The organism is Parafilimonas sp., assembly GCF_047606085.1.
Classification (GTDB): domain Bacteria; phylum Bacteroidota; class Bacteroidia; order Chitinophagales; family Chitinophagaceae; genus Parafilimonas.
This window is the reverse complement of record NZ_JASGEX010000043.1, coordinates 1-8,080: the sequence shown is the minus strand read 5'-3', so window position 1 is coordinate 8,080 and position 8,080 is coordinate 1. Positions and strand designations below refer to the sequence as shown.

Genomic DNA, 8,080 nt, shown 5'->3' with positions numbered 1-8,080 from the left:
CTAACATCGGTTTGGCGTTATGGCGGCTGACGGAAGTAATTCAACTTTTGTGCTACTATCAACATTAGTGCTTACTTTCGGCTGACGGTTTTCAAATGCCGCCACAAACGCCAAGCCGCAAACCGTTGTATGCCATTCGCAGACACCCCACATGTGCAGGCAGGACAAAACAACGGGTAAATTACGGTACAAAAAACGGTGAAAACACGGGGTGTGTATGAATGGATAAACATTTATTCTTGCAAAAAATCTTTTCATACCAAGTTAAAATTTTATGACACGCTTCTTATTTGTATTGATAGCCCTGCTTCTATCATTCAATTTATTTTCCCAACCAACATTTTATGTTCAAAACGGCAACAGTATTTCCAAAGTAGAAAATGGCGACCCTTCGCAAGTGAATGTAAATGTATGGCAGGTACGCTTGTACAAAAAAGGAATACCAAAGTCAGGGAACAATTATTGGGGAACAATTGAGGGAAATTCTGCTGACGATGTAATGCAGAAATTAAAAATCCAACAAGAATATGAATTAAAAATTAATAGCTTCTTCGGCAAAGGGCGAGTACAGGATGATATTCTTACTCATTTTAACGCATTAGGTCCTATTGCTATTACAGATGCTTCAACTTCAAGCAAATCCACTATTGTGGAAAAGACGGACGAAACATCAGAGGTTTACAATAAAGCCGGTAGTTATGTTGAAGCATTTCTCGAAGCAAAAAAAAGGTTAGATGTAATTTTAAAAGGGAAACCTGTTAATCCGTATGACAATTACGGTAGTGTTTTAAAGGAATACGCATTCAATTTAAAAGATGCAGTAAAACAAGTAATTTCATTACGGACTTCACTTGTAAATAATACTTCTATTACATTGGATAGAATTAGCCAACAAATTGCAAGCATTGACCAAAAACTTGAAATAGCAAACAACAATCAGGAAAAACTAAATACACTAATCAATGAAAATCAAAATAAAAATAATTCTAACGAAACTGTCACTGCTAATAATTTATCAGCCAATCAATTTCCATTTTCAAGTGTCCCAAATAAATACAAAACAGCAATTCAGACTGTTTTGAATGCCAGCGACAATCAATTAACCAGTATGAAAGCAGCCATTCCAAGCGAACTAACCACTGGTATGAGTGAGCAACAAAAAAACTACTTCAAAAAATTTATTGAAGATGTACAGAATTATGGGAATGGTATGGCTTTGTGTTTTGGTTATCTATCGCCGGGCGCATATGGTTATGGGTACCTTAGTAATAATCAAATACAAATTGACGAAACAGACCAATATTACCGGGATAATGTCTTGAGGAATGCCCAAATTTTTGAAACATCAAACTATAATACCTATTATTCAGGCGCATTGCTTGAAAAGGGCAATGCAGCATACGATTTGTTTAAACTTTTAGATAGCGACCCTACTTCAAATAAGACCGTAAAGAATAAAATACTACAATATGGAATTGAAAATGTGAGCATGATTTACCAGCAATCAATTAACGGGTATCAGGACGCATCGGTAGTAAAAGATAAACAAGTATTACTTGCCAAACTCAAACAAAGTCTAAAATAATAAAACAAATAATTATGAAAATATTAATAAGTTTCATCAGCCTGTTACTTCTGTTTCAGTTCAACCTATATGCACAAGTAAACGGAAAAATTATTTCACCGTCTTTCAGCCCTGTAAGTAGCTTTGTAAGCTATTCATTTAATTCATCATCATCCAGCATAGTAATAACAAATAAGAGTTCGTACAAACTTGAAGCATACAATATATACCCAAATTGTTGTGATGCTTCAGGACCTAATAAAAATGGAATTAGCAATGAGCTTGCCACCATTCTTCCTGGTGAATCTACAGAAATACCCGCCAATTATAAAGGGGCAAAATATTTTCGTTCCATTGTTTACAAAGCAAGCGATATGGAATTAAAAACTATTTCGGGTGAGAGCCAAGCTAATTATACACAACGCTATAACGAAAATCAGCGCAGAGGTTGTGAATTAGTTAAACTGCAAGCGCAAATGGGCAAAGAAGTTTGTCAAGCCATTAATGGCTCTGCTTCTTGTTACTCTGATGCTTCAGGCATTTTAGAAACAAATAATTGGTGCGATAATCAAGGTCAAACAAATAGTAATTCTATTACAAACAGTAATTCCACCAACAACAATATTACGTCTATACCGTATCAAAATCCTCAGACAAATACTTCCGCAACAAATGCCACGCAACAAAAAAATGAGGCAATACTTAATGCTGGTAATGCTTTAATTGGGGCGGCTACAGATATATACTCAACAATTCAAGCCAATAAGCAAAAAAAAGAAGACTATTGGAATAGTTTAACTCCTGAAGAACAACAAGAGATAAGAGAAGCCAATAGAAAAGCAGATTCTACAAAATGGGCAAATAGACAAGCCAACGACAAAGAAGAAGCAAATTCAATTACACATCATCGTTTTTCAATTGGTCTTTATGGAGCAATAGAGTCCAGAGACTTTTTTGCTGAACTTTCAGAGTTTGAAAATCAAGATGGTTATGGTTCAACCCAGCCTATCCTATCAAAAATAAAACAGCCAACAGGCTATAATGTTGGGCTTAATTTTGAATGGGCTGTCGACGCATTTGGTGTTGGTGATAAAACAAGAAGAGGTCTATTTTCTGTTGGACTTTACTACGTAACATATTCCTCCCCAATGATAATAAATCAAAACTATGACCCGACAGTGACTTTTGACGGCAATGTAGCCATGTTAAAATTTCAATCCATAAGAGTAGCACCTACCTTAAGTGTTCGTTTATTTCGCTTAGGACCGGCAAGAGCTCTGAGTGGTGTCTTTTTTCAATGGGGAGTTAAAGCAGATTACATGTTTTCTGCAACGGCAAAGCAAGTTTCATTTGACAGCGATGCAAGCACCACAGGCTACAATTCAATATCAACAGCATATAATATAACTGACCATTTTAAAAAATTGGAGTGGGGAATGATTTGCGGTCTTAGGCTTGACCTATCAAGGCATCTTTCTTTTAATGTGCAATATGATGTTTTAGGCGGGCTAAATGACAAAATTCTAAAAGCTAAGTATGCAGATAATTCTGATTGGTATACTTTTAAACAAAAGAATAAAATAACTGGAGGTATAGGAATATATTTTTAATTTTTTCAAATGTTGCTTTGTCGAAAATGTAGTTTCAGATGATAATTACAACATAAAGTTTCAAGTTCTTAAATGGTTGAATAATCTTAACGGCATACAACATGGGGTTTTGTACAAGTGTGGCTTGACGTTATAAGCATCGGCAGCAGGTTCGCTACTGAGCTGCGGTTCCGGCTGGACGTTAGTAATTTGGCTTTTAGTTGTTACCTTCATCATTAGTTTTTCAATCGGCTTTTGTTCCGGGCTTGACGTTCAATGAATGCCACACCTGCACAAAGCCCTGTTCGTTGTGTGCAATTGTGAAAATCCCTATGATTGAAGATTTTATCATTCAATGACGACAAAAAATAATTTTTACATAATTACAGGTGGGCCAGGTGCAGGCAAAACGACTTTACTTGAAAATCTTTCAACAAAAGGCTATTCATTTGTGCCAGAGACTGCCAGACAAATAATCAAGAACCGACTTGCATTAGGACAAAGCCCCAGACCAGACCCATTATCATTTGCTAAGGATATTTTTGATACAGATTACTTAAATTTTAGAAACAATAATGACGTAATCTCAATTTTATTTTTTGACCGTTCTTTTCTTGACAGTGCTTGGCAAATCGCTACTTCTGACATAAATGAGTACAATTTAAAAAAGGATATTTTACAAACACACCGATATAACAACAAGGTGTTTATAGCCCCGCCTTGGAAGGACATATATCAAACTGACGCTGAGAGAGACCAAACATTTGAGCAATCAATTGTGGTTTTTGAGCAACTATGTAATTGGTACTTGAAACATAATTACGACATAGTTGAATTGCCTAAAACTACGGTGGACAATAGAATAACTTTTGTATTAAATCATTTGCCTGATAAATAAAAATGCACACAACAAACGGTTTGGCGGCAGTCGGGGGGATAAGAATATATCCTCAACTTTTGTGCTACTATCAACTTTTGTTCCGGCTTGACATTATAAATTTAGCCGAGGATTATATTCTCAGCTTTTTTATCTTTACTCGGCTTTCGTTGTCGGCTGACGTTTTTCAAATACCCGCCCGACCGCCAAGCCATACCGTTGTACGCCATTTTAAAGCAACCTTTCAAAAGATATGAATAGACTTTTTTTAGCAATCTTGTTTTATTTGACACTGACAAATATTTCAATTGCTCAATCAGTAACTGAACAAAAAGTTTTCACGAAAGACATTGATAACTTTTGGATTGCTTATGACAGTGTCAAATCAACAACTGATAGTGTCAAGCAAGCGCATTTTGTTCAAACAATCTATGTTGACAAAGGGACACCTGGATTGAAATCGTTTATGAAAGCAAGAAATTACTCGACTGAACTTTATATTAAGCTGATTAATAAATATCCTGAATTCTGGACTTCGATTCGACCAAAAACATTACAGGTAAAAAACAAAACAAAAGATATTGAGGGGAGCATTGCCAAGCTTAAAATACTCTACCCCGAACTGAAGAATGCTAAAATGTATTTCACTATTGGCGGACTTCGTTCAGGCGGAACAACAACGGATAGCATGGTGTTAATAGGTGCGGAGATTGCTACAGGAGATTCCACAACCAATGTGTCAGAATTTTCCAATAAGTGGTTAGCCGGGGTGTTCAAGGAACAAAGTTCAGACAACCTTGTTTCTTTAAATGTCCATGAATATATTCATACACAGCAAAACGGAGAAAGCGATAATTTATTAGCACAGGCAATAAAGGAAGGGTCTTGTGATTTTATGGCTGAATTAGTAATTGGAAAATCACTGCAAAGAAATTATATAACGTATGGACAGCAACATAAAAAAGAATTGAAAGAAACATTCAAGAAGGATATGTTTACTACTGCTTATGATAAGTGGTTGTATAATGGAAATGACACGAAAACTGTTGCTGACTTAGGATATTTTATGGGATACGAAATATGCAAGTCATATTATGCTAATGCTAAAAATAAAAAGCGAGCCATAAAAGAAATCATAGAATTGAATTATTCAGACACATCAGCAGTAGAAGGGTTTTTAAAGAAGTCAAGGTATTATACAGAACCAATTGACAAGGAACAATTGATGTTATCTTTTCGAGAAAAGCAACCTCAATTATTAAACTTAGAGCCATTCAACAATGGTGATACAATGGTTGATACTTCACTAAAACAAATAACAATTGTATTTTCAAAGCCAATGGGCAAAGGATATTCAATTAATTATGGCAATAGTGGAAAAGACTTCTATCCGATAACAGGAGTAGTTGGTTTTTCAGATGACAGAACAAAATTTAGTGTCAATATTGTTTTAAAACCTAATCATGAATATGAATTTATAATTACAAACAGAAGTTTTAATTCATCGGATGGTTACCCACTTTTACAAGACTATACAATAAAATTTAAAACCAAACCGTGACAAAAAAACGGCGTACAACAAATCGGTTTGGCAATATGGCGGCTGGACGAATATATCCTCGGCTTTTTGTTCGCTGTTCGGCTTCAGTTCCATCTGACGAATAACGCTGGGCAATAGAATAAACAATGAACTTTTATTTATAAATTTAGCTTCGGTACCGGGCAGACGAATCACGGAATACCGCCACATCGCCAAGCCGTACCGTTGTATGCTACCCGAGCGACCAGCTTACTCAAAATCAATGAAAATTTATCTAACAGACCAAGCAAAAAAACTATCACAACACCTTGCGTATTTAAAGCAACAGCCTGTTATGCTTTATGACACAACAAAGCTGACGGAAAAAACAACAATCATTAAAATTGACACACCCAAAAAACTTCAAGAGTTAGACAGCAATTTTTTGTTTGACTACAAAATTTTTCCGAACAATATAATGACGTTTTTAACTCAGTGGACAACAGAACAAAGACAAATGCAAATAGGCGACACAATCGTTCAACAGGCATACATTCCTCCATTCAGACAATTTTCACAGAAAATAATTTTTGGAGTAAGGATAAACAACATTATTAACGAACCGACTAAAATTGGTTTTAGTTACGAAACTTTGAAAGGACATGTTGAAAAAGGAATTTCAATTTTTACCATTGAAAACACAGACAACTTAAAAACAATTTTTAAAGTGCATACTTTTTCAACGCCAGGTAATTTATTGACAAAACTTGTAGGACCGATTTTCTCTGTTCCTTACCAAACATTTTGTACAAAACAAGGACTTTTAAACGTTAAGCGACAATTGGAAAATTCTTGACAAAAATGGGCAGCATACAACATACGGTTTGGCGGCAGTCGGGGGGACAAGAATACGTCCTCAACTTCTGTGCTACTATAGGCTTTTGTTCCAGCTTGACGTTACTAATTTGGCTTTAGTTCTTATCATCAACTTTTGTAACTTTGTTCAGCTTCGGTTGTCGGCTGACGTTTTTCAAATGCCCGCCCGACCGCCAAGCCGAAACCGTTGTGCGTCATTATAATCAGACACACCCTAATCTTCAAATCAAAATTTTGACATGGCAAATCCAAAAGACGTTTTAGTTGTTACAACATCTTCGGTAGACGGACTTAGAATAAAACGATACCTCAAACCTGTTTCTGCTCACATTGTCGCAGGCACAAATTTATTCAGTGACTTTTTAGGAGGACTGTCGGATGTATTCGGTGGACGTTCACAGACTTACCAAAAGCAATTGGCTTCCCTCTACAACGAAGCAATTGAAAGGGTAAAATATGCTGCATATGAAATTGGAGCAAACTGTATTGTTGGACTGAATATTGATATGGATGAAATATCTGGCAAAGGTAAATCTATGTTCATGCTAACTGCGGTTGGCACTGCTATCATACTTGAAAAAGAAGTTTCCGAGAAAAACATTCTGCCCAAGTCTAACGAAAAACTTGAAAATGTTGGCGTGGACAGGATTAACATGTTGAGAAGTAAAAAGTCAATCATTGAAAAAGCCAACTCGGACAGCTTGACACTTAACGATGACATTTGGAATTTCATAACGACAAACCAAGTTGATGAAGTGTTTCCGTTTCTTTTGAAAAAATTTTCGGAAACAATACAATACGAACAAACAAGCCCTGAAACTTCTGAAAAGTTTTACAAGTTGCTTGTTGGCTATATTGATGCACTACCCGAACAAAAAAAATTAGCTCTTTTGTACAATGGTATTAGCGAACAAAACGAACAAATAGCATTGAAGCTTTCGGGGGTTATAAAGGAGTTGAATCTGTTTGATTTTAAGCGAAGCATGGATTTGTTAAAGAACGACAATTTTCAAACACAAAAACGTGGTGTTCGTACTGCTACATACGACAAATCTTTTTACAGTAAGCAAGACATACAAGACTTACAAACAATACGAGACTATATCCAGACAACTTTTGTAGAACGTGGTACACGGACAATGAAGAAACAATTACTATCATCAAAAGAAAAGGAAGTATGGGCTTGTGAGTGTGGAAAGACTAATGACATAAATGCTTATTGTAGCGGTTGCGGACAAGACATCTACGGTTTTAAGCAGAACGAAATGAAACCAACAGCCGCAGGCAGTTACATCGGACAAAAAATTGAACTGATTTCTGAGTACGTAGAATAACGAACGCACAACAATCGGTTTTGTGCAAGCGTGGCTGACGGAATAAACATCAGCAATTGTGCTACTATCAGCTTTAGTTCCAGCGGGGACAAACATCTATCGGCTTTTGTACTTATCTTCAACAAAAAATTATTAATCAGCAGTGGTTATGGGCTGACGGAATTCTATTCCCACGCCTGCACAAAGCCGCCGGACGTTAGTAGCCATTTTACGAGCGACCGTGCAAACATCAACAGACAGACAAAAAACAACGAGCAGACAATAAAATATGGACTTAAAATTAAACGGGAAAACAGCTTTCATAAGTGGCTCGACACAAGG

7 protein-coding genes are annotated in these 8,080 nt (G+C 36.2%); all 7 read left to right on the top strand.

The window, feature by feature from the left end; all coding sequences use genetic code 11:
• Positions 1-274: 274 nt before the first annotated feature.
• A complete protein-coding gene (locus QM629_RS03775; RefSeq protein WP_415157345.1) occupies positions 275-1,585 on the top strand; it encodes a hypothetical protein in 1,311 nt (436 codons plus the stop codon).
• Positions 1,586-1,599: 14 nt separating this feature from the next.
• Complete coding sequence (locus tag QM629_RS03770) at positions 1,600-3,174, top strand: outer membrane beta-barrel protein (RefSeq protein WP_415157343.1); 1,575 nt, start codon at positions 1,600-1,602, stop codon at positions 3,172-3,174.
• 334 nt (positions 3,175-3,508) lie between these two features.
• A complete protein-coding gene (locus QM629_RS03765) occupies positions 3,509-4,051 on the top strand; it encodes an AAA family ATPase (protein ID WP_415157341.1) in 543 nt (180 codons plus the stop codon).
• Between the two features lie 232 nt (positions 4,052-4,283).
• Positions 4,284-5,591 (top strand): Ig-like domain-containing protein, encoded by a 1,308-nt coding sequence (locus tag QM629_RS03760; protein ID WP_415157339.1) that lies wholly within the window; start codon positions 4,284-4,286, stop codon positions 5,589-5,591.
• A gap of 241 nt (positions 5,592-5,832) precedes the next feature.
• Positions 5,833-6,405 (top strand): DUF1990 family protein, encoded by a 573-nt coding sequence (locus QM629_RS03755; protein ID WP_415157337.1) that lies wholly within the window; start codon positions 5,833-5,835, stop codon positions 6,403-6,405.
• Between the two features lie 259 nt (positions 6,406-6,664).
• Positions 6,665-7,759, top strand: a complete 1,095-nt coding sequence (locus QM629_RS03750) for a YbjQ family protein (protein WP_415157335.1) — start codon at positions 6,665-6,667, stop codon at positions 7,757-7,759.
• Positions 7,760-7,789: 30 nt separating this feature from the next.
• The coding region (locus tag QM629_RS03745; protein ID WP_415157333.1) for a hypothetical protein at positions 7,790-8,080 on the top strand (291 nt) is incomplete at its 3' end.